Annotated in this window: 17 protein-coding genes and 1 tRNA gene; 17 read left to right on the top strand and 1 reads right to left on the bottom strand. The window is 62.8% G+C overall.

The window, feature by feature from the left end:
- Nucleotides 1–67 precede the first annotated feature (67 nt).
- Genes XdyCFBP7245_RS15250 through XdyCFBP7245_RS15240 form a run of 3 tightly spaced genes read left to right on the top strand, consistent with a single transcriptional unit; the run spans nucleotide 68 to nucleotide 5,402 of the window.
- The gene (locus XdyCFBP7245_RS15250; RefSeq protein ID WP_104616402.1) at nucleotides 68–2,254 is read left to right on the top strand and encodes a glucosidase family protein; all 2,187 of its coding nucleotides are present in this window, start codon (nucleotides 68–70) and stop codon (nucleotides 2,252–2,254) included.
- Nucleotides 2,251–3,729: an MFS transporter gene (locus tag XdyCFBP7245_RS15245; protein WP_104616401.1), complete on the top strand. Its 1,479-nt coding sequence runs from the start codon at nucleotides 2,251–2,253 to the stop codon at nucleotides 3,727–3,729. Before XdyCFBP7245_RS15250 ends, XdyCFBP7245_RS15245 begins: the two co-directional genes overlap by 4 nt.
- Entirely contained in the window at nucleotides 3,729–5,402 is a 1,674-nt protein-coding gene (locus tag XdyCFBP7245_RS15240) for an alpha-amylase family glycosyl hydrolase (RefSeq protein WP_170068667.1), read from the top strand. The genes XdyCFBP7245_RS15245 and XdyCFBP7245_RS15240 overlap by 1 nt, the downstream gene beginning before the upstream one ends.
- Before the next feature lie 192 nt (nucleotides 5,403–5,594).
- Here the strand turns inward: XdyCFBP7245_RS15240 and XdyCFBP7245_RS15230 are convergent, their stop codons facing one another.
- The gene (locus tag XdyCFBP7245_RS15230; RefSeq protein WP_170068666.1) at nucleotides 5,595–6,719 is read right to left on the bottom strand and encodes a LacI family DNA-binding transcriptional regulator; all 1,125 of its coding nucleotides are present in this window, start codon (nucleotides 6,717–6,719) and stop codon (nucleotides 5,595–5,597) included.
- Nucleotides 6,720–7,045: 326 nt separating this feature from the next.
- Here XdyCFBP7245_RS15230 and thrS point away from each other — a divergent pair, with 326 nt between their 5' ends.
- The 14 genes from thrS (at nucleotide 7,046) to XdyCFBP7245_RS15160 (ending at nucleotide 21,657) form a co-directional block, all read left to right on the top strand.
- A complete protein-coding gene (gene thrS, locus XdyCFBP7245_RS15225; protein ID WP_158255513.1) occupies nucleotides 7,046–8,950 on the top strand; it encodes a threonine--tRNA ligase in 1,905 nt (634 codons plus the stop codon).
- Between the two features lie 48 nt (nucleotides 8,951–8,998).
- Nucleotides 8,999–9,541, top strand: a complete 543-nt coding sequence (infC, locus tag XdyCFBP7245_RS15220; protein WP_070690874.1) for a translation initiation factor IF-3 — start codon at nucleotides 8,999–9,001, stop codon at nucleotides 9,539–9,541.
- A 239-nt stretch (nucleotides 9,542–9,780) separates the two neighbouring features.
- Complete coding sequence (rpmI, locus tag XdyCFBP7245_RS15215; protein ID WP_002811096.1) at nucleotides 9,781–9,978, top strand: 50S ribosomal protein L35; 198 nt, start codon at nucleotides 9,781–9,783, stop codon at nucleotides 9,976–9,978.
- Between the two features lie 10 nt (nucleotides 9,979–9,988).
- Nucleotides 9,989–10,348: a 50S ribosomal protein L20 gene (gene rplT, locus XdyCFBP7245_RS15210; protein ID WP_016903313.1), complete on the top strand. Its 360-nt coding sequence runs from the start codon at nucleotides 9,989–9,991 to the stop codon at nucleotides 10,346–10,348.
- A 253-nt stretch (nucleotides 10,349–10,601) separates the two neighbouring features.
- Complete coding sequence (gene pheS, locus XdyCFBP7245_RS15205) at nucleotides 10,602–11,597, top strand: phenylalanine--tRNA ligase subunit alpha (protein WP_104616398.1); 996 nt, start codon at nucleotides 10,602–10,604, stop codon at nucleotides 11,595–11,597.
- Nucleotides 11,598–11,723: 126 nt separating this feature from the next.
- The gene (gene pheT / locus XdyCFBP7245_RS15200; RefSeq protein WP_104616397.1) at nucleotides 11,724–14,102 is read left to right on the top strand and encodes a phenylalanine--tRNA ligase subunit beta; all 2,379 of its coding nucleotides are present in this window, start codon (nucleotides 11,724–11,726) and stop codon (nucleotides 14,100–14,102) included.
- Nucleotides 14,103–14,123: 21 nt separating this feature from the next.
- A complete protein-coding gene (locus XdyCFBP7245_RS15195) occupies nucleotides 14,124–14,423 on the top strand; it encodes an integration host factor subunit alpha (RefSeq protein WP_002811076.1) in 300 nt (99 codons plus the stop codon).
- Nucleotides 14,404–14,760 carry a MerR family transcriptional regulator gene (locus XdyCFBP7245_RS15190; protein ID WP_005995911.1) on the top strand — a complete coding sequence of 119 codons (357 nt, stop codon included), beginning with the start codon at nucleotides 14,404–14,406 and terminating at the stop codon, nucleotides 14,758–14,760. Before XdyCFBP7245_RS15195 ends, XdyCFBP7245_RS15190 begins: the two co-directional genes overlap by 20 nt.
- A gap of 61 nt (nucleotides 14,761–14,821) precedes the next feature.
- A tRNA-Pro gene (locus XdyCFBP7245_RS15185) sits at nucleotides 14,822–14,898 on the top strand.
- A 471-nt stretch (nucleotides 14,899–15,369) separates the two neighbouring features.
- Nucleotides 15,370–16,068 (top strand): polysaccharide biosynthesis/export family protein, encoded by a 699-nt coding sequence (locus XdyCFBP7245_RS15180; protein ID WP_170068665.1) that lies wholly within the window; start codon nucleotides 15,370–15,372, stop codon nucleotides 16,066–16,068.
- Entirely contained in the window at nucleotides 16,050–17,489 is a 1,440-nt protein-coding gene (locus XdyCFBP7245_RS15175; protein ID WP_104616396.1) for a GumC family protein, read from the top strand. The genes XdyCFBP7245_RS15180 and XdyCFBP7245_RS15175 overlap by 19 nt, the downstream gene beginning before the upstream one ends.
- Before the next feature lie 244 nt (nucleotides 17,490–17,733).
- On the top strand, nucleotides 17,734–19,188 hold the full coding sequence (locus tag XdyCFBP7245_RS15170) for an undecaprenyl-phosphate glucose phosphotransferase (protein WP_104616395.1): 1,455 nt from the start codon (nucleotides 17,734–17,736) through the stop codon (nucleotides 19,186–19,188).
- Nucleotides 19,189–19,282: 94 nt separating this feature from the next.
- A complete protein-coding gene (locus XdyCFBP7245_RS15165) occupies nucleotides 19,283–20,572 on the top strand; it encodes a polysaccharide biosynthesis protein GumE (RefSeq protein ID WP_170068664.1) in 1,290 nt (429 codons plus the stop codon).
- Nucleotides 20,569–21,657 carry an acyltransferase family protein gene (locus XdyCFBP7245_RS15160; RefSeq protein WP_104616393.1) on the top strand — a complete coding sequence of 363 codons (1,089 nt, stop codon included), beginning with the start codon at nucleotides 20,569–20,571 and terminating at the stop codon, nucleotides 21,655–21,657. Before XdyCFBP7245_RS15165 ends, XdyCFBP7245_RS15160 begins: the two co-directional genes overlap by 4 nt.
- Nucleotides 21,658–21,714: the final 57 nt, after the last annotated feature.

Raw genomic sequence — 21,714 nt, 5'->3', positions numbered from 1 at the left:
GTGCCGCGCACCACAACGCGTGCAACGAGGGAGGAAGGCCGACGGCACCAGCCGTCTCGCCGCTTCGATGCTGAAGATGATCTGCATGGCTGCAACGCTCGGCGTTGCGGCAAGCTCGCCGGTATTGGCCGACGAGTTGGAATTTCAGGGGCGCCGCGCACATGCGCAGGCGCTGGACGATGGTAGCTTTGTGTTGCGCTGGCCGCAGGGCGAGCGCCGCATTGCCGCACAGCCGATGCGCGCACACACCGCCAGCCCGATGTTCGACGCCTTGTTTGCGTTGGCGCAGCAGGAGATGGCCGACGACCGTGTCGATGCGATCCGCGATCCGGCCTTCAACGGCCGCAAGCCGGTGCCGTGCAACTGCTTCGAGACCGGCGAACGCTGGCCATATGTGTGGACGCGCGATGTCAGTTTTGCCGCCGATCTGGCATTGGCGCAGCTGGAACCGGAGCGCACCCGCAATGCGTTGCGCTTCAAGCTATCGGCCGCACGCGACGGGAAGACCCCTGGTGTGTTCGTTGCGCAGGACACCGGCTCCGGTGGCAGCTGGCCGATCAGTAGCGACCGGGTGGTGTGGTTTCTGGCCGCACGTGGATTGCTGGACGATGCACAGTTTGCTGAAGAGGTCTGGCAGGCGCTGCAGGCGACGATCGCGCAGGATCGCGACGCGGTATTCGATGCGCAGATCGGCCTCTACCGTGGCGAAACCTTGTTTCTGGATTGGCGCGAGCAAACCTATCCGAACTGGACGCGGGAGAACGTGGTCTTCATCGCCGAGTCGTTCGCGCTATCGACCAACGTATTGCATTACCAGGCATTGCGCTTGGCCGAGCAGCTGGCACGCCAGCATGGCGACGCACGCGCTGCCAACTACGCACAGTGGGCCGATGCATTGCGCCAGACCATCGATGCACGCTTCTGGGATGCAGGCAGCAGCCAGTATGTGAGTTATCTCGGCACGGCGGCGCATCCGGTGCGCTATGCCAAGGTCGATCTGCTGGGCGTGTCGTTGGGCGTGCTGGCCGATGTGTTTCCCGCAGCGCGCGCGCGCGCCGCGCTGCGCAATTATCCGCTGGTTGCCGGTGGCAGCCCGGTGGTGTGGCCGCAGGAAGCGGCGCAGCCGATCTATCACAATCGCGCCATCTGGCCATTCGTCAGCGCCTATGCCTTGCGCGCGGCGCGTGCGCTGGACGATGCGCCGCGCATTGCATTGGAGCTGCAATCGCTGATGCGCGGTAGCGCGCTGGCCGGCTCCAACATGGAAAACTACGAGATGCAGAGCCTGGCCGTGCATGTGGAAGATGGCGTGCGCAGTGGCCCGGTGGTGAATTCGCCGCGTCAGCTGTGGTCGGTAGCCGGCTATCTTTCTGCGGTGCTGGACGGCGTCTTCGGCGTGTCTGCCGATGGCAGCGTTACCCCAAAATTGCCGCGCAGCCTGCTGCCGCTCCTGTTCGGCGACCGCCAGCAGATCGTGCTGGAGCAGGGCACACGTCGGTACGAGTTGCTGCGCCCGACAAACGGAGACGGCGACTTGCTGGTGGCCGGCCGTGTCACTCGGCAAGGCCAGACCACGCAGGTGCAGTTGGTCGGTCGCAAGGCCGATCTGGCTGCGCCGCCGCAGCCGGTGGAGGTGTTTGCTCCGCAAACGCCAGCGATGCCGGTTGCGCAACGGCGGAGCAACGGTCACCGCATCGCCATTCCCGCAGGCACCACGCTGTACATGAATGGCCGTGCGTTGGACGCCAGTGAACATTGGGATCTTGCCGATGACGGGGTGTTGCATGTGCTCAGCCTGACCCGTCGTGTGGAGGGTCTCGAATCGCTGCACAGTCCTTCGTTGACGCTTGGTCCGGCGCAGGAACTGCGCGGCAGCCACGCCTGGGCATGGCTGCCGTCGCGTAGCGGCCCGCATCGCGTGTCGCTGCGCTATCGCAACGACAATGGCCCGATCAATACCGGCGTCACTGCCGCAGTGAAGCAGCTGGTGCTGGAATGCGCGGGGAAAGCTGCGCAATCGCATGTCATCGTGATGCCGCATAGCGTGGGCGAGCAGGTCTCCACGCAGGCGAGCTTCGATGTGGTAGCGGGGCAGGCCTGTGCGTTTCGGCTGGACGATGGTTTCAACATGAGCGCCCTGGCGCACTTTGCGCAGTACAACGGCGGCCGTGGTGGTCGCGATGGGGTGGTCAACACGGCGCAGATCAGCGCGTTGATCGTCGGGCCGGCAGCCATCATGGAGACAGCGCAATGACCGCCAAACCACGCCTGAGCTTCTGGCAGATCTGGAACATGTGCTTCGGCTTTCTCGGCATCCAGTTCGGGTTCGCGCTGCAGAACGCCAATGCCAGCCGCATCTTCCAGACCCTGGGCGCGCAGGTCGACGATGTACCGGGATTGTGGATCGCTGCACCGCTCACCGGGCTGATCGTGCAGCCGATCATCGGCTATCTGTCCGATCGCACCTGGACGCCCTGGGGCCGTCGGCGCCCGTATTTCATGGTGGGCGCAGTGTTCACCACGCTGGCGCTGTTGGTGATGCCCAATGCGCCAGTGCTGTGGATTGCTGCCGGCACGCTGTGGGTGCTGGATGCATCGATCAATATCTCGATGGAGCCGTTCCGCGCACTGGTGGGCGACCAGCTGCCACCCGCGCAGCGGCCCACCGGCTATGCGATGCAAAGCTTCTTTATCGGTGTTGGTGCGATCGTGGCGAGCTTTCTGCCGTGGCTACTCACGCGCTGGGGCGTTGCCAATACCGCACCGCCAGGGCAACTGCCCGACAGCGTGCGCTACGCGTTCTACCTGGGTGCGGCGGTGTTGTTCCTGTCGATCGCCTGGACCGTGCTGCGTACCCGCGAATACAGCCCCGCGCAGCTGGCGAGCTTCGACGATGCGCATCCGCCTGTCGCAACGCAAGCGGGTAGCGGTGCGCTGCCGTCGCAGGCATCAAGCGCGGCGTGGTGCATTGCTGGTGTTTTGCTAGCTGCGGCCATCGCCTGGCAGCACGGCGATCGCATGCTGTATGTGCTGGCCGGCCTGTGCATCGCCTACGGCGCGCTGCTTGCGTTGACGCGTGTACTGCCGGGCACCAGCATGCTGGTCGTCATCGTGCAGGACTTGCGCAGCATGCCGATGACCATGCGACGCCTGGCCTGGGTGCAGTTTTTCTCGTGGTTTGCGCTGTTTGCGATGTGGATCTATACCACCGCAGCGGTGACGCAGGTGCACTTCGGCGCGACTGATACGGGTTCGGCAGCCTATAACGATGGTGCGAACTGGGTGGGTGTGCTGTTCGGCGCCTACAACGGATTTGCAGCGCTGGCAGCGTTGATCATTCCTTTGCTGGTGCGTGCGATTGGCCTGCGCTGGAGCCACCTGTGCAACCTGTGGCTGGGTGCTGCGGGCTTGCTGTCGATGTTGGTGATTCGTGACCCGCAGTGGTTGCTGCTGTCCATGCTGGGCGTCGGTTTTGCCTGGGCATCGATTCTGTCGCTGCCGTACGCCTTGCTGTCCGACAGCGTGCCCGCCGCCAAGATGGGCGTGTACATGGGCATCTTCAATTTCTTTATCGTGATTCCGCAGTTGGTCGCTGCCAGCGCGCTGGGCTTTGTGCTCCGCGTCTGGTTGGGCGGCCAGCCAATCTATGCGTTGGCCATTGGCGGGCTCAGCCTGTTGATTGCGGGCGTATGCGTGGTGCGGGTCCCCATCGCCTCGGGAGGGCAGTGATGCGTAGTGCGATCTATCTGGCGTTGACGATGTATGCGGGCGTGGCGCTCGCCGCGCCTGCTTCCAGGGAGTATTACGGCACCCTGGAGCCGTTCGCCGCCGATGCGGTGTATTTCGTGGTCACCGATCGCTTCGTCAACGGCGATACCGGCAACGATCAGCGCGAGCAGGGCGGTGCGCAGCGCACCTTCGATGTGCCCACACCGTGCGCCGATGGTAGCGACGACAACATCGGCTACCTGGGCGGCGATTTCAAAGGCATCGTCGAACAGGCCGACTACATTCGCGACCTGGGTTTCGGCGCGGTATGGATCACGCCGATCGTCGACAACCCGGACCAGGCATTTACCGGCGGCAAGCCGATCACCTGCGGCAGCACGCTCAGCGACCACGGCAAGACCGGCTATCACGGTTACTGGGGTGTCAACTTCTACACGCTGGACGAGCATCTCCCCAGCCCGGGACTGGACTTTGCCGGCTTCACCCGCGCCATGCACGCCAACAAGCTGAAGGTGGTGCTGGATATCGTGGGCAATCACGGCTCGCCGGCCTACACCATGCCGGTGGCGCAGCCGGGTTTCGGCAAGCTCTACGATGCGAGTGGTCGCTTGGTTGCCGATCACCAGAATCTGCCGCCGGCGCAGCTGGATCCGCAGCACAACCCATTGCACGCCTTCTACAACACCGGTGGCGGTCTGGCGGAATTGTCCGACCTCAACGAGAACAACCCGGCGGTGCTCGATTACCTGGCCGGCGCGTATCTGCAATGGATGGAGCAGGGTGCCGATGCGTTCCGTATCGACACCATCGGCTGGATGCCGGACCGCTTCTGGCATGCCTTCGTTGCGCGCATCCGCAAAAAACGGCCGGGATTTTTCATGTTTGGCGAGGCGTTCGATTACAACGCCGACAAGATTGCCGGCCACACCTGGGCACGCAACGCCGGCGTGAGCGTGCTGGATTTCCCGTTGAAGCAGCAGCTGTCGGCAGTCTTCGGCCACGCGCAAGAGGGTTTCGAACAGCTCGCCAAACCGTTGTTTCTGCGTCAGGGGCCGTATGCGAACCCGTACGAGCTGATGAGCTTCTACGACAACCACGACATGGCGCGGCTGGATGCCAGCGACACCGGCTTTATCGATGCGCACAACTGGCTGTTCACCGCGCGCGGCATCCCGGTGATCTATTACGGCTCGGAAATCGGCTTCATGCGTGGGCGGGCGGAGCATGCGGGCAATCGCAATTACTTCGGCGTCGAGCGCATCCAGGCCGCACCGCAAAGCCCGATCTTCGGCCCGCTGAAACAGATCGCCCGCGTGCGCCGTGAGACCCCAGCGCTGCAGCGCGGCGTGCAGGTCGACGTGTTGCTGCGCGGCAATCAGGCGGCCTTCTTTCGTGTCTATCAGCATGCCGGAACCAGCCAGACCGCCCTGGTGTTGCTCAACAAGGGCGATGCGGCTGCAAACATCGCGGTCAGCCGCTTCCTGCAGCCGGGCACGTGGCGTGATGCGATGAGTGGCGAAACGCTAGAGGTGCAAGGTCAGCTGGCGATGCAGGTGCCGGCGCACGGTGTGCGCGTCCTGCTCTCGGATGCACCGGTCACCGACCCAGGATTGCGCAAGCAACTCGATGCCCAGATGGCCGATCAAGCCATCCGCGATGCCCGCAATCGGTAGGAGCGCACCGGGGCGCGATGGGGCTTTGTCGGTAACGCTTCGTCGCGCCCGGGTGCGCTCCTACGAGGCATCAATGGTCTGCGGCCACTATCGCAGCCCGTCGTGCATGCTCTAACGATTCCCGATTCCCGATTCCCGATTCCCGATTCCCGATTCCCAAATCCCAAATCCCAAATCCCAAATCCCAAATCCTCATCGCGTCCCAGGCACATCAACGGCCCGCTCACGCCCGCCATCCTCGATCTCCGCCGCCGCGGCCGGCGACCAGCCTAGCGGCGGCTGCAACCCGCTGCTGCGCGAGGAATCGCGTAATGCCAGCCGCACCGGGATCGTGCGGCTCTGCGCCGCTTCGCCACGGATCAGCGCGACCAGGCTTTCCACCAACAACGCGCCGGCCTGCTTGGTGTCCTGTTGCACGGTAGACAGGGCCGGCGCAACCGATGCGGCCAACGCGATATCGTCGAAGCCGCTGATCGCCACGTCCTGCGGCACGCGCAGGCCGCGTTCGCGCAACGCGCGCATCGCACCGATCGCAATCAGGTCGCTGGCCGCACACACCGCATCGAACGCCTTGCCGCTCTCTAGTAGCGCCAGGCATGCCGCATGGCCCGACGATTCGGTGGTGATCGCATCGAACTGCAGCGCGGCATCGGCGACCAGATCCTGCTGCGCCAGCGCCGCGACGTGGCCCCGGTAGCGCTCTTCGAATTCGGGGTAGTGATTGGACGCGTGGCCAAGAAACGCAATGCGTCGGCACCCCTGCGCCAACAGGTGCTCGGTGATGTCCAGCCCGCCCTGATAATTGTCGCTGCCGATGGAAATGCCAGGCTGGCCCGGCAATGCCGCGCCCCAGCGCACGAAGTGCGTGCCTTGCTCCACCAGCAACTGCAGCCGCTGGCGCGATTCCTGATAATCGCCATAGCCCAGCAAAATAATGCCGTCGGCCTTGTTGCTGTCTTCGTAATCGGCCTGCCAGTCCTTTGAAAGCTGCTGGAAGGACACCAGCAGGTCGTAGCCCTGCAGCGCACAGGCGCGCGTGATCGAGCCCAGCATCGAGTGGAAGAACGGGTTGATCAGCGAATCGTCGGCGGTGGGGTCTTCGAAGAACAGCAGCGCCAGCGTGCCGGCGTTGCGCAGCCGTAGCGAGGAAGCGTTCTTGTCGACCTTGTAGTTCAGCTCATGCGCGATACGCAGAATCCGCTTGCGCGTTTCCTCGTTGACCATCGGGCTGCCGCGCAACGCGCGCGAGACGGTCGGCTGCGACACACCGGCCAGGTAGGCGATATCCAGCGAGGTGGCTTTACCCTTGATGGTCATGGTCGGCAACGGACAGGACAAGTGGCCGGCATCATGCCACGCGCCCGGCGGCGGCGTGCCGCACTGCCCAGTGGCCGCCTGATTGGTTTACCATTCACGTCCAAGACCCCTTGCGAGAAGGTGGCCCGCGCTCCGCGCCGGCCCAGCGTGCGACATGAGCACTATCACCGCCCACCGTTGACCCGGACCGGCCCCAGCGCAGCCAGCGCCCGCGTGCCGTTGTCCCGCGCAGCATGTCTCGTACGTTCTTTCCGAGCCTGTCCAGCAGTGGGCAGATCTCTCATGGCAGCTCACTGCTGCAGCCAGCCCAGACCTCATTCTTGCCCATGATCAATATCACGCTCCCCGACGGCAGTCGCCGCGAATTTGAATCCCCCGTCTCGGTGATGCAGGTCGCCCAGTCGATCGGCGCCGGGCTGGCCAAGGCCACCATCGCCGGCCAGGTGGACGGCCAGCTGGTCGATGCCAGCGACGTCATCGACCATGACGCCAGCCTGCGCATCATCACCGCCAAGGACGCCGAAGGCGTGGAGATCATCCGCCACTCGTGCGCGCATCTGGTGGGGCATGCGGTCAAGCAGCTGTACCCGGACGTCAAGATGGTGATCGGCCCGGTCATCGCCGAAGGCTTCTACTACGACATCTACAGCGAGCGCCCGTTCACGCCAGACGACATGGCGGCGATCGAGCAGCGCATGCAGGAGCTGATCGCGCAGGATTACGAGGTGATCAAGAAGGTCACCCCGCGCGCGGAAGTGATCGAGGTGTTCGCCCAGCGCGGCGAGGAGTACAAGCTGCGCCTGATCGAGGACATGTCCGACGACATCACCGCGATGGGTCTGTACTACCACCAGGAATACGTGGACATGTGCCGCGGCCCGCATGTGCCCAATACGCGCTTCCTCAAGGCCTTCAAGCTGACCCGCATTTCCGGCGCCTACTGGCGCGGCGATGCCAAGAACGAGCAGTTGCAGCGCATCTACGGCACCGCCTGGGCCGACAAGAAGCAGCTCGACGCCTACATCCTGCGCATGGAAGAAGCCGATAAGCGCGACCATCGCCGCATCGGCAAGGCGCAGGACCTGTTCCATCTGCAGGAAGAAGCCCCCGGCCTGGTGTTCTGGCACCCCAAGGGCTGGTCGCTGTGGCAGGTGGTCGAGCAGTACATGCGCAAGGTCTACCGCGACAGCGGCTACGGCGAAGTGCGTTGCCCGCAGATCCTGGACGTGTCGCTGTGGCAGAAGTCCGGCCACTGGGACAACTACCAGGACGCGATGTTCTTCACCGAGTCGGAGAAGCGCACCTACGCGGTCAAGCCGATGAACTGCCCCGGCCACGTGCAGGTATTCAACCAGGGCCTGCACAGCTACCGCGACCTGCCGATCCGCTACGGCGAATTCGGCGCCTGCCACCGCAACGAGCCCTCCGGCGCGCTGCACGGCATCCTGCGCGTGCGCGGCTTCACCCAGGACGACGGGCATGTGTTCTGCCTGGAATCGCAGATCGAAGCCGAAGTCACCGCCTTCCATCAGCAGGCACTGGCGGTCTACACCGCGTTCGGCTTCGACGACATCGAGATCAAGATCGCGCTGCGCCCGGAAAAGCGCCTGGGCGACGACATCACCTGGGACAAGGCCGAAGCCGCGCTACGCAGCGCGCTGGGCGTGTGCGGAGTGGAGTGGCAGGAGCTGCCGGGCGAGGGCGCCTTCTACGGCCCCAAGATCGAATACCACCTCAAGGACGCCATCGGCCGTACCTGGCAGCTGGGCACGATGCAGGTCGATTTCATGATGCCGGGCCGCCTCGGCGCCGAGTACGTGGACGAGCACAGCCAGAAGAAGCACCCGGTGATGCTGCACCGGGCCATCGTCGGTTCGATGGAGCGTTTCATCGGTATTTTGATCGAGCATCACGCCGGCGCCTTCCCGTCCTGGCTCGCCCCGGTCCAGGTCGTTGTCGCCAATATCACCGACGCTCAGGCCGAATATGTGGACTTGGTTCGGAAAACCCTTGCAAATCAAGGCTTCCGTGTCAACTCCGATTTGCGTAATGAGAAGATCGGTTATAAGATTCGCGAGCATACGCTGCAACGCGTGCCGTACCTGCTCGTCGTCGGTGACCGCGAGAAGGAAAATGGCGCAGTCGCCGTGCGGACGCGTTCGGGGGAGGACCTCGGGACCATGACGGTCTCTGCCTTCATCGAACGCCTGCAGGCAGAGCAGGCAGCGTGAGCCAACCCCGGCCGGTCTGGATGATCCGGATGCGCCGGTTCGATTCCCCTGGGAGATTGCAATATCAGTACCCCTGACAACAAACAGAACCGCAAGAACCAAGAAATCCGTGTGCCGCGCGTCCGCGTGATCGGCAGTGACGGTGAGATGGTCGGCGTGTTGTCGCGCGACGAAGCGCTCGCCAAGGCCGAGGAAGAAGGCCTGGATCTGGTCGAAATCCAGCCGCAGGCCGATCCGCCGGTCTGCAAGATCATGGATTTCGGCAAGTTCAAGTTCGAGCAGCAGAAAAAGGCCAACGAGGCCAAGAAGAAGACCAAGCAGGTCGAGATCAAGGAACTCAAGTTCCGTCCGGTCACGGACGAGGGCGACTACCAGATCAAGCTACGCAACATGCGTCGCTTCCTGGAAGAGGGTGACAAGGTCAAGGTCAACATCCGTTTCCGTGGCCGCGAAATGAGCCACCAGGAACTGGGTCGCGAGATGGCGGCACGCATCGAGGCCGACCTGGGCGAAGACATCGTCATCGAGTCCCGTCCGCGCCTGGAAGGGCGTCAGATGGTCATGATGATCGCGCCGAAGAAGAAGATCTGATTCCGCGCCGCGACGGGCCCCGACGGGGTTCGTCAGGGCGGCGAATCCGTCGATTTGCAAGAATTCCCGGCAACGGGTAGACTGCGCGGCCCGGTTTTGCCGGGAGCCGCGCAAGCGGCACAGGACCTGTCCGGATCGTGTTCGATCAAGGACTTACAAGCAGGCAAGGGCAAGGATGGAAAGCGTGGTCGCAAGACTGCCGCCCGTGTCAGTGACAAAACACCATCAAGGACATTGCAATGCCCAAGATCAAGACCAACCGGGCGGCGGCCAAGCGTTTCCGCAAGACCGCCTCCGGCAAGTACAAGTGCGGCCACGCAAATCGTAGCCACATCCTCACGAAGAAAGCGACCAAGCGGAAGCGCAACCTGCGGCAGACGAATCACGTCCGTGCAGAAGATGCTGGCCGTCTTGACCGTATGCTTCCCTACCTCTGAGGACTGAACCATGGCACGAGTAAAGCGTGGTGTGCAGGCGCGCCGCCGCCACAAGAAAATTCTGACCCTCGCAAAGGGTTACTACAACGCTCGCCGCAAGGTGTTCCGCGTTGCCAAGCAGGCGGTCATCAAGGCACAGCAGTACGCCTATATTGGCCGTAAGCAGAAGAAGCGTGTATTCCGCTCGTTGTGGATCACCCGCATCAATGCGGCTGCCCGCATCAACGGCTTGAGCTACAGCCGTTTCATGAATGGCCTGCTCAAGGCTGGCATCACCCTGGACCGTAAGGTGCTGGCTGATATCGCCGTGCACGACGCCGCCGGCTTTGCCGCGCTGGCCGAGAAGGCAAAGGGCGCGCTGGCGGCATAAGTGCGAGTCCCTCGCGAGAGCCCGCACATCCATGTGCGGACTTTTGAAGGGTTAGGCCATCGCGACATCGGCACATGCGTGTGCAGATGCCGGTGAGGGAACGCAGATATGCAGGGGAAGGGCGCGAGTCCTTCCCCTTTTGCGTTTTGGGCTGCCGGCTTGGAGTGATGCAAGGGCTGGCAGCATATGAGTGGTCATGCATTCCGGTGCATCCGGAAACACCGTTCGGCTGAGCAGTTGAGGCGCGAGTGCAATGAGTGAGATTCAATCCCTGACCGAGCGCGCGCTGGCCGATGTCGCCGCCGCGCAGACGCCGGACCAACTGGAAGCGTTGCGGGTCGCCCTGCTGGGCAAGAGCGGCAGCGTCACCGCCCAGCTCAAGCAGCTCGGCACGCTGCCGCCCGAGCAGCGCAAGGCCGCAGGCGAGGCGATCAACCAGACCCGAGATACGCTGAGCGCAGCGTTGTCGGAGCGCAAGACGACCCTCGAAGCCTCAGCGCTGGATGCACGTCTTGCCGGCGAACGCATCGACGTCACCCTGCCAGGTCGCCGCAGCGAGCGCGGTGGCCTGCATCCGGTCACGCGCACGCTCGAGCGCATCGTCGAGATTTTTGCGCGGCTGGGGTACGAGTTGTCCGATGGTCCGGAAATCGAGGACGACTGGCACAACTTCGAAGCGCTGAATTTTCCGCCGCACCACCCGGCGCGTGCGATGCACGACACGTTCTATTTCGGCGACGGTCGTCTGCTGCGCACGCATACCTCCGGCGTGCAGGTGCGCTACATGGATGCGCACAAACCACCGCTGCGCATGATTGCCGCCGGCAAGGTGTATCGCTCCGATTCGGACCAGACCCACTCGCCGATGTTCCATCAGGTCGAGGGTCTGCTTGTAGACGAACATTCGAATTTTGCCGATCTCAAGGGCACCTTGTCCGAGTTCGTGCGTGCGTTCTTCGAGCGCGATTTCGAAATGCGTTTTCGCCCCAGCTATTTCCCGTTCGTGGAGCCGGGTGCGGAAGTGGACATTGCCTGGCAGCAGCCCGACGGCAGCACGCGTTGGCTGGAAGTACTGGGTTGCGGCATGGTGCACCCGAATGTGTTGCGCAGCGTCGGCATCGACCCGGAGCGCTACACCGGCTTTGCCTTCGGTCTGGGCGTGGAGCGTTTTGCGATGCTGCGCTACGGCGTCAACGACCTGCGCGCGTTCTTCGAAAACGACGTGCGGTTTCTCAGACAGTTTGCTTGACGGCCGGGAATCGGGAGTTGGGAATGGGGAATCGCACAAGCCGCAAGCTCCGCGAGTCCCGTTCCGAAGTCCCGACTTCCCCGCTTTTGCGATTCCCAATTCTCCATTCACGATTCTCGGCCCCTCATGAAATTCTCTGAAAATTGGCTGCGTAGCCACGTTCCGATCCAGGCCTCGCGCGAGGAACTGGCCGCCACGCTGACGGCGATCGGTCTGGAAGTCGAAGACGTCACGCCGTTGGGTGAGGCGCTTGGCCAAGTGGTGGTGGCGCGTATCGTCGAGGCCGTGCGGCATCCGGAAGCCGATCGCCTGCAGGTGTGCAGTGTCGATGCGGGGCAGGGCGAATTGCTGCAGATCGTGTGTGGTGCGCCCAACGCGCGTGTGGGTCTGGTGGCGCCGCTGGCGCTGGTTGGCGCGCAGATCGGCGAGTTGACCATCAAGGCTGCGAAGCTGCGCGGCGTACCGTCCAACGGTATGTTGTGCTCGGCCAAGGAGCTGGGCCTGGATAGCGATGCGTCCGGCCTGTTCGAGTTGCCGGACGATGCGCCGGTGGGTCAAGCCCTTGCGGAGTATCTGGGCCTGCCGGATGCCAGCATCGAAATCAAGCTCACCCCCAATCGCGCCGACTGTTTCAGCGTGCGCGGCATCGCCTTCGACGTGGCTGCAGCGTGCGCCAGCGAAGTGGTGGCGTTCGATGCCGGTGCCGTGGCGCCGGTGTCCACGCGGACTCTGGCGGTCGAGCTGCAGGCAGGCAAGGAAGCGCCGCGCTATTGCGGGCGGGTGATCGAAGGCATCGACCCGCTGGCGAAGACGCCGGTGTGGCTGGCCGAGCGTCTGCGTCGCAGCGGCGTGCGCCCGGTGTCGCTGCTGGTGGATATCACCCAGTACGTGATGCTGGAGCTGGGCCAGCCGATGCATGCTTTCGATCTGGATACCTTGCAGGGGCCGATCGGTGTGCGTCGTTCGCACAGTGGCGAGCAGCTGGCGCTGCTGGATGGGCGTCAGGTCACGCTGGACGACAGCTTCCTGACCATCACCGATGCCGGCCGCCCCGTGGCGCTGGCCGGATTGATGGGCGGGCTGGACACGCGCGTCACCGACAAAACGCACAACGTATTCCTGGAGTCGGCGTATTTCGATCCGGCGGCGATCATGGGGCGTGGTCGCAAGTTCGGCCTGCATACCGATGCGGGCCATCGCTTCGAGCGAGGCGTGGATCCGGCGCTGCCGCCGCAGGCGATCGAGGTAGCCACGCGCCTGGTGCTGGAACTGGCTGGCGGTACGCCGGGCCCGGTGGTGCACGCGCAACTGCCGGAGCATCTGCCGCAGCCCGCGCGCATTCTGCTGCGTCGCGCACGCATCGCGCGAGTGCTCGGCATCCACATCGACGACGCCGATGTCGTGCGCATTCTCAGTGCGCTCGGCATGCAGCTCGATGCGGTTTCCGAAGGCTGGCAGGTCGTTGCGCCGAGCCGTCGGTTCGATATCGCCATCGAAGAAGACCTGATCGAAGAGTTGGCGCGCATCCACGGTTACGACCGGGTGCCGACCACGCTGCCGGGCGGTGCCAGCCGGATCGCGATGCCCAGCGAAACCCAGCTGGACGAGCTGACGGTGCGCCGTCAGCTGGTGGCGCGTGAGTTGCAGGAAACCATCAATTACGCCTTCGTCGATGCCGCCTTGCTGGAGCGCTGGCAGTTGACCGACGGCCTGGTGTCGCTGGCCAATCCGCTCAGTGCCGAGCTGGCCATCATGCGTCCGCGCTTGTTGCCGGGCCTGGTCGCGACGCTGGGCCGCAACGCCGCCCGTCAGGCTGGGCGGGTGCGTCTGTTTGAGCTGGGCAAGGTGTTTGCGGCTGCATCGCAGGCGGGCGCTGCGCCGCAGGAATCCCAGCATGTCGCCGCCGCAGTGTGTGGCGATGCGCTGGCGCTGCAGTGGGGCGAGCCCGCACGCAAGGTGGATTTTCATGATGTGAAGGGCGACCTGATGGCGCTGGCAGCGGCCAGCGGCGCGGCGCTGGAGTTTCAGCCCTCCGCCCAGCCGTTCGGGCATCCTGGTCGGTCGGCCGATATCTATCGCGATGGCGTGTGCATCGGCTGGATCGGCCAGGTGCATCCGCGCCTGACCAAGGCGCTGGAGATCGACGTCGATGTCATCGCGTTCGAACTGCAGCTGGCGCCACTGGTGCAGCGGGCGCTGCCGCGTGCTGGCGAGCTGTCGCGGTTCCCGTCGGTGCGTCGCGATCTGGCCTTCCTGGTGCCGGAGACGGTGAGTTGGGCGGCGTTGTCGGCCAGCGTGCAGACCACGGTCGGCCCGTTGCTGCGCGAAGTGCAGCTGTTCGACCGGTACGTCGGGCAGGGGGTCGAGCCAGGTTTCAAGAGTCTGGCTATGGGCTTGATTTTGCAGGATAACTCGCGCACTCTCACCGACCGGGACGTGGATGCGGTCGTTACCGATGTGGTGGCCGTGATTGAGCGCGAGCACCGCGCCCGGATCCGGAGTTGAGGCGGTAACCAGGGGATTGGCATGGCATTGACGAAAGCGGAGATGGCCGAACGTCTATTCGACGAGGTCGGTCTGAACAAGCGCGAGGCAAAGGAATTTGTCGACGCGTTTTTCGATGTGCTGCGCGATGCGCTGGAGCAGGGTCGTCAGGTGAAGTTGTCGGGTTTCGGCAACTTCGATTTGCGGCGCAAGAACCAACGGCCCGGTCGCAATCCCAAGACCGGTGAGGAAATTCCGATCTCGGCCCGGACGGTGGTGACCTTCCGCCCTGGCCAAAAGCTCAAGGAACGGGTGGAGGCTTATGCTGGATCCGGGCAGTAATCGCGAGCTACCGCCGATTCCGGCCAAGCGCTATTTCACCATCGGTGAGGTCAGCGAGCTGTGCGACGTCAAGCCGCATGTGTTGCGGTATTGGGAAACGGAATTTCCGAGCCTGGAGCCGGTCAAGCGACGCGGCAACCGCCGTTACTACCAGCGCCACGATGTGCTGATGGTCCGGCAGATCCGCGGCCTGCTGTACGAGCAGGGCTACACCATCGGTGGGGCGCGTCTGCGGCTGGAGGGCGATGGCGCCAAAAGCGAGTCGGCGCTGAGCAACCAGATCATCAAGCAGGTGCGTATGGAGCTGGAAGAAGTCCTGCAGCTGCTTCGCCGCTAGGAAAACGGTTCGCAAAGCCGCTATAATCGCAGGCCGTCCTCGCGACGGGATGCAGCATCTTCGGGGTATAGCGCAGCCTGGTAGCGCACTAGTCTGGGGGACTAGTGGTCGTCGGTTCAAATCCGGCTACCCCGACCAAACATCAAGCCCATGTCAGTCCGACATGGGCTTTTTTGTTGCGGCGCAACATTGCATTTTTGTGTCCTGGCAGCGTTCGCTCGATATGTAGATCGGCATATCGCAGTGCAGCATGAACCGAATGCTATCGCCCGGTTTTTGCGCTCCCGTTCGCTCTGGACTTGGGTCACGGAACGGTGCTAAGTGTCGGGAAACGCTCTAAATCATTAGTTTCAGATTAGAACGTGGATCACGTTTTTTTAACGCGACAACGACGAACTTGAATCAATAGGCCAACGCCGTCAAAAAAATGGCGTGCCGCGTCTTGCGATGCGATCGTTCTGTGCCATAGTGCAGTGCAACACGTCATACCTGTCGTGATCCCGATGTTCCTGGGATGAATTTCTCTGTCGTACGTTCGTGCTGGCGTGTTGGCCGGTTGAATGCTGCGCGAGCTCCTGTCCCACCCAACCGAGGCAGCCAGCCACACGCATGAAGAAACTGATCGGACGATTTTGCCAAGGCCTCAGCCTGGCGTTGATCTGCTCGATGGCCCTGGGTGCTTGCAGCACCGGGAAGGAGATGGCGTCGTCATTGCCGCTTCCCGATCCGCTGGCAATGTCCGCGGTACAGCCCGAATATCGACTCTCCCCAGGCGACCTGTTGCTGGTCAAGGTGTTTCAGGTCGACGATCTGGAACGGCAGGTCCGCATCGATCAGAACGGCCACATTTCGCTGCCGCTGATCGGCGACGTCAACGCCGCCGGCATGGGTGTCGGTGAGCTGGAAAAGATGGTTGCCGATCGCTACCGCGGCGGCTACCTGCAGGATCCGCAGGTGTCGGTGTTTGTGCAGGAATCCAATGGCCGTCGCGTGACCGTGACCGGCGCTGTCACCGAGCCCGGCATCTACCCGGTGATCGGTGCCAATTTGACCTTGCAACAGGCCGTGGCGCAGGCCAAGGGCGTCAGCACTGTGGCAAGCCGCGGCAATGTCATCGTGTTCCGCATGGTCAACGGGCAGAAGATGATCGCGCGCTTCGACCTGACCGAGATCGAAAAGGGTGCCAACCCGGATCCTGAGATCTACGGCGGCGACATCGTCGTGGTGTATCGCTCGGATGCGCGCGTCTGGTTGCGCACCATGCTGGAACTGACCCCCTTAGTGATGGTGTGGCGCGCTTACCGATGAGTATGAATTCCGACAATCGTTCCTCGCCGTCGCAGCGTCATGGGCACCTCGAACTGGCCGACGTCAGCTTGCTCGACTACTGGCGTGCCCTGGTGTCGCAGCGCTGGCTGATCATCATGATCACGATCGCCGCCGTGCTGTTGGCGCTGGTGATCACCTTCCTGATGCCGGAAAAGTATCGCGCCACCAGTACGCTGCAGATCGAGCGCGATTCGCTCAACGTGGTGAATGTCGACAACCTGATGCCGGTCGAGTCGCCGCAGGATCGCGACTTCTACCAGACCCAGTACCAGCTGCTGCAGAGCCGTTCGCTGGCACGCGCGGTGATTCGCGAGGCCAAGCTCGATCAGGAGCCGGCGTTCAAGCAGCAGGTCGAAGAAGCGCTGGAAAAAGCTTCTGCCAAGAATCCCGAAGCAGGCAAGTCGGTGGATTCGCGTCAGGCCATCATCGAGCGCAGCCTGACCGACACCTTGCTGGCAGGTCTGGTGGTCGAGCCGATCCTCAATTCCCGCCTGGTCTACGTCAATTACGATTCGCCGGACCCGGTGCTTGCGGCCAAGATCGCCAACACCTATCCGAAGGTGTTCATCGTGAGCACGCAAGAGCGCCGCATGAAGGCGTCTTCGTTCGCGACCAAGTTCCTGGCCGAGCGTCTGGAGCAGTTGCGCGACAAGGTGGAGGACTCGGAAAAGACGCTGGTTGCGTACTCGACCGACGAGCAGATCGTCTCGGTGGGCGACGACAAGCCGTCGTTGCCTGCGCAGAACCTGACCGACCTCAACGCGTTGCTGGCGTCGGCGCAGGATGCGCGCATCAAGGCCGAGGCCGCCTGGCGTCAGGCCGCTACCGGCGATCCCATGTCGTTGCCGCAGGTGTTGAGCAGCCCGCTGATTCAGACCTTGCGCGGCGAGCAGGTGCGTCTGACCAGCGAATATCAGCAGAAGCTGTCGACCTTCAAGCCGGATTACCCGGAAATGCAGCGCCTGAAGGCGCAGATCGAAGAGTCGCGCCGGCAGATCAATGGTGAGGTCGTCAACGTCCGTCAATCGCTCAAGGCGACCTACGACGCGTCGGTGCATCAGGAGCAATTGCTCAACGAACGCATCGCCGGTCTGCGCACCAACGAACTGGACCTGCAGAGCCGCAGCATCCGCTACAACATGCTCAAGCGCGACGTCGACACCAACCGTCAGCTCTACGATGCGCTCTTGCAGCGCTACAAGGAAATCGGTGTGGCGAGCAATGTCGGCGCCAACAACGTGACCATCGTCGACACTGCAGATGTGCCTACGTCGAAGACTTCGCCGAAACTGAAATTGAACCTCGCTTTAGGCTTCATCTTTGGCGTATTCCTTGGGTTGGCTGTGGCGCTTGTGCGTTACTTCCTGCGGGGCACTGGGCCGGAAACACGATTGCACTGACATCGTGATGTTGCAAAACAGTGGTTAATTAAAGTGACAACCGATTCAGCGTAGAAAAAGTGGGATCCCGTATGTTTCGGGCTCCCTCGTTTTGAAAGTTTGTCTCTGTTGAAACAAAGGGCTGTCGAGCGATCTGGGGTCGGTAGGTATTACCGCGGTGATCGCTCGACGGAGATGATTAAAAGCTCGCGTGCGATTCGTATGTTCCCCCGCATGCGCCGTATCGAGTTTGGAGGACATCCCCATGCTTTTGGCAGACTTGAGTAGCGCGACGTACACGACATCCTCGCCGCGATTGTTATCCAAGTACTCGGCGGCAGCCGACTTGGTACTGCGCGTGTTCGACCTGACCATGGTGGTCGTCTCGGGCCTGATCGCATACCGCATCGTGTTCGGTTCCTGGGTGCCCGCGGCGCCGTATCGTGTCGCAATCGCCACGACGCTGTTGTATTCGGTGATCTGTTTTGCGCTGTTCCCGCTGTATCGCAGCTGGCGCGGTCGCGGGCTGTTGAGCGAGTTGATGGTGCTGGGTGGTGCCTTCGGCGGCGTGTTTGCGTTGTTTGCGGTGCATGCGCTGATCGTGCAGGTCGGAGAGCAGGTCTCGCGCGGCTGGATCGGCCTGTGGTTCGTCGGCGGCCTGGCTTCGCTGGTGGCGGCACGCACCTTGCTGCGCGGCTTCCTGAACCACCTGCGTGCGCAGGGCGTGGACGTCCAGCGCGTGGTGGTGGTCGGCCTGCGCCATCCGGTGATGAAGATCAATCACTACCTGAGCCGCAATCCGTGGGTCGGCATGAATCTGGTCGGCTATTTCCGCACGCCGTACGACATCGCCGTGACCGAACAGCGCCAGTCGCTGCCGTGCCTGGGCGAGCCGGATGCGTTGATCGATTACCTGAAGGAAAATCAGGTCGAACAGGTGTGGATTTCGCTGCCGCTGGGCGAGCGCGACCATATCAAGCAGCTGCTGCAGCGTCTGGACCGTTACCCGATCAACGTGAAGCTGGTGCCCGACCTGTTCGACTTCGGTCTGTTGAACCAGTCCGGTGAGCAGATCGGCAATACGCCGGTGATCAACCTGCGTCAGGGCGGTGTGGATCGCGACAATTACTTCGTGGTTGCCAAGGCGCTGCAGGACAAGATCCTGGCTGTGATCGCGCTGATGGGTCTGTGGCCGCTGATGGCTGCGATTGCCGTGGGTGTCAAGATGAGCTCGCCGGGCCCGGTGTTCTTCCGCCAGCGTCGTCACGGCCTGGGCGGTCGCGAGTTCTACATGTTCAAGTTCCGCTCGATGCGCGTGCATGACGACCATGGCAGCACCATCCAGCAGGCCACCAAGAACGATACCCGCATCACCCGATTCGGTGCGTTCCTGCGTCGCAGCAGCCTGGATGAGTTGCCGCAGATCTTCAATGTGCTGGCGGGCAGCATGTCGATCGTGGGCCCGCGCCCGCACGCCGCGCAGCACAACACGCACTACGAAAAGCTGATCAACCATTACATGCAGCGCCACTACGTCAAGCCGGGCATCACCGGTTGGGCGCAGGTCAATGGTTTCCGTGGCGAAACCCCGGAGCTGCGGACAATGAAGAAGCGTATCCAGTACGACCTGGACTACATCCGTCGTTGGTCGCTGTGGCTGGATATCCGCATCATCGTGCTGACGGCAGTACGCGTGTTCGGACAGAAGACCGCGTACTGATGATGGCGGGGAGCGTGCGACCTGGCGCGTCAGGCGTCGCGGGCGGCTGCAGTGCAGCCGCCCCTCTCAGGCAGGCATGTCTATGCTGATCCGAATGAGCGAGGAAACCCGCGTTCGCTGGCATAACCTGCTGATCGAACTGACGTTGCTGGTCGGCGTGGGCTACAACCTGGTGCTGGCACTGATCAATGCGAACGTGTTCGCCGTGCGCCCGGTGATCACCTACGCCGTCGAATTCATCGTCTACGCGGCCTGCTTCGTGCTGGGCCTGGGCTCGCTGAGCCGTCAGCGCATTGCATTGATCGTCAGTGGGCTTGGATTGATCGTCCTGCTGATGTTCGTGCGGTTCCTGGTGAACTGGCAGATCGATCCTAAATTCTTCCGCGATGCCCTGGTGGTGTTCGCCTTTGTGGTGCTGGGCTCTGCCTATACCGGGTCGGTGCCCAAGTTGTTCATCCGCATGACCATCATCGTCTCGCTGGTTGCCGCCTTCGAGCTGGCAATGCCAAGCGCCTATGGCGACCTGGTCAATCCGAAGAGCTTCTTCGTCAACGCGCGCGGCATGAGCGCCGAAGGGTTCTGGAACGAAGACAGCAATTTGTTCGTCAGCGCCACGCGGCCGGGCGAACGTAACTTCCTGCCAGGGTCCAATCTCCCGCGTGCCTCCTCGATGTTCATCGAGCCGGTGACGATGGGTAACTACATCTGCTTCTTTACCGCCATCGTGCTGGTGTTCTGGCGCTGGATGCGGCCGGCGGCGCTGGTCCTGTCGGTGGGCTTGATCGGTTTCATGATCGTCGCCTCGGATGGACGCTTGGCGGCGGGCACCTGCGTGCTGATGGTGTTGCTGACGCCACTTTTGAAACGCATGGATCAGCGCTTGGCGTTTTTGGTCTTCTTGCTGGTAATCATGAGTGCGTGGCTACTGGTGTGGATGACCGGAATCACGGCCTACCAGGACACCACCATGGGCCGAATATTCTTCACCGTTTACTCGATGAACAACCTGTCTTTCGAGTCATGGCTGGGGCTGGATTTTGCGCAGGCCTACCGTTACTTCGATAGCGGCATTTCGTACTTCATCGCGTCGCAGTCGATCGTCGGGGTGCTGGCATTCCTGTTGTCGTATTCGTTCCTGTTGCTGATGCCGAGCAAGGAAGGCCAGTTGTTCAAGAACCTGGCCATCTTCGCGTTTGCGCTGAGCCTGTTGGTGTCCAACGGCTACTTTTCGATCAAGACCTCGGCGCTGTGGTGGTTCGTGTGCGGCTGCCTGTGGCATATGCGCCCGACCTGGTCTGCGTCGGCCGTTTCCATTGCTTCGATCAAGGACGATCCAACGGTGGATGGCGCGCAGTTGCCATTGCCTGCGGGAGCGGGGCGATGAGCGCGGCGGCGGCAGAGCCGTCGTCGGTCGTCCCTGACGCGGGCGTGCGGATCGCAGCCGGCGGGAAAGCGCGCGATCCGCGGATCGATGCGGCCAAGGCAATCGCGATCTTGCTGGTGGTGTTCTGCCATGCCAAGGGCGTGCCGCATGACATGACCTTGTTTGCATACAGCTTTCACGTCCCGCTGTTCTTTTTGGTGTCTGGCTGGTTGGCCGCTGGCTATGCGTCGCGTACTACCAGCATGGCGCAGACGATCACCAAGCAGGCGCGCAGTCTGCTGCTGCCGTATGTCACGTTCTATCTGCTGGGCTACGCGTACTGGCTGCTGACCCGCAATATCGGCGAGAAGGCCGCGCGCTGGGGAAGTCACCCGTGGTGGGAGCCGATCGTGTCGCTGTTTACCGGGATCGGTCCGGACCTGTATGTGCAGCCGCCGCTGTGGTTTTTGCCGGTGATGCTGGTCACTGTGGTGAGCTACGTATTGCTGCGCCGCTTGCTGCCGCCGTTGGCGATTGCGGCGGCGGGATTGGTGCTGGCGTGGGTCTGGATGAACTGGTTCCCGACGCAGGGAGTGAGGCTTTTTTTCGGGCTCGATGTGCTACCGGTGTCGTTGTGCTTCTACGCGCTGGGCGCGCTGTTGATTCACGTGTCGCCGCGTCTGCCGACCTCGTTGCCGGTCAGTGCGTTGGTGAGCGTTGCATTGGCACTTGCGGTGGCGTGGCTGGCGCAACGTAACGGACGTATCGACGTCAACATGCTCGGCTTCGGCCGAGACCATGCCGTGTTCCTGCTCAGTGCGGTGCTGGGGTCGTTGATGGTGATCTGTGCGGCGCGGCTGGTGCAGAGCTGGGGCTGGGTACAGTGGATCGGCCGCAATACCTTGCTGATCCTGTGCACGCATATGCTGGTGTTCTTCGTGCTGTCCGGCGTTGCCGCGGTGGCGGGTGGATTCGGTGCAGGGCGGCCGGGTCTGGGTTGGGCGGTCTTCGTGACCGTCTTCGCGCTGGCTGCCTGCGTGCCGATGCGCTGGGTGTTGATGCGTTTTGCCCCCTGGACCCTGGGTGCGCGCACGGTGGCGGCATGACCGGTGTCGCGACATGACGACTGCGCCTTATCCGCAGCAAGCAGGGCACGACAAGAC

Source organism: Xanthomonas dyei (genome assembly GCF_002939865.1).
GTDB lineage: Bacteria > Pseudomonadota > Gammaproteobacteria > Xanthomonadales > Xanthomonadaceae > Xanthomonas > Xanthomonas dyei.
The sequence above is the reverse complement of the archived record's forward strand: the minus strand, read 5'-3'. Positions and strand labels throughout refer to the sequence as shown.